Annotated in this window: 1 pseudogene; it reads right to left on the bottom strand. The window is 73.7% G+C overall.

The features are described from left to right. Positions 1-1,213, bottom strand: a pseudogene (locus tag C664_RS20015) (exodeoxyribonuclease V subunit gamma); the annotation flags it as partial.

Below are 1,213 nucleotides of genomic sequence, written 5' to 3'. Positions count from 1 at the left end.
GCCGGCGCGCGCCAGTCCGGCAAGCGCGGCGGGCTCGGGATCGCCGCCCGCCGCCTGCGGCGCGTCGAGCAGCACCGGCAGCAGGCGCTGCGCCAGAGCCTGCCGGGCCGGCCAGTCGGGCAGCATCGGCTCGACGTCGTCGAGTTCCTCCTCCGCTTCGGGCAGGTCCAGCCCGACGCGCTCACGCAGCAGGTAGCGGCAGGGGTTGGCGAAGAAGCGCACGAGCTGGAACAGCTCGACCGTCCGCCAGCCGGCATCGGGGGACGGCAGCGGCGACACGAAGAACGGTGGCGCCTCATCCGGCCCGCCAGACGGCGCGCCATCCTCGCCTTCTTCGTCACGATCCAGGACCTCAATGCCCGCATCGCTCAGGGGCGCGGCGCGCAGACGGCTGGCAAGCGCCTCGGCGTAGTCCTCGTTGAAGCTCGTCAGGCGCGGGTCGCCGCGCTCGCGGGTGATGAAGTAGTCCGCCGCGAAGGGTTGCAGGGGATGTTCCACCAGCAGACGCTTGCGCGCGGCCTGCAGGGCATCGGGCTCGTCCGGCACCTCGGCACAGGCTGCGGCGAGCGCGTCGAGCAGCTCGTCGACCAGCACGGACGGCGGCAAGGCCGAACCATCGCGCACGCTGCGACCGACGTAGGACAAGTGCAGCACTTCGTGCGCCGACAGCACGAGATCGAGGAACAGGTTGCGGTCGTCGAGCCGGCGCTGGCGATCGCCGGCCTGCGGCCGGGCGGTCATCAGGTCGAACTCGGCCGGCCGGTCGCTGCCGGGGAAGGCGCCCTGATCCATGCCGATCAGGCACACGATGCGGTAGGGCAGGCCGCGCAGCGCCGACAGCGCCGAAAAGGTGACCGTTCCCCCGGGCACGCCGCCGCGCGCGGGATCGTCGAGCAGCGCGACCAGCGCCGGGTGGATCACCTCGAACGGCAGCGCGGCATCGACCTCGGCCGCGGCAAGGTTGTCGGCCAGCGCGGCAAGGGCGGCCCGCACTTCGCGCAGGTCATCGGCATACATCGCGCTGTCGCCGACGAGACGGTCGAGCGCGGCGTTGAGCAGCTCGCGCCAGGCGCCCCCCGTGCGCGGCTGCCGGAGCGCGTCGCGCAGCCAGCGCAGGGTCTCGGCGTAGCGCCAGAAGGCGCCGAGTGCGAGCGCTGCCTGCCCCTCGGGCGCCGCGGCGCCGATGCGGCCGGCGAAGCTCGCCTGCTGGGCG

This window comes from Thauera sp. 63 (assembly GCF_000310165.2).
Classification (GTDB): domain Bacteria; phylum Pseudomonadota; class Gammaproteobacteria; order Burkholderiales; family Rhodocyclaceae; genus Thauera; species Thauera humireducens.
The sequence above is the reverse complement of the archived record's forward strand: the minus strand, read 5'-3'. Positions and strand labels throughout refer to the sequence as shown.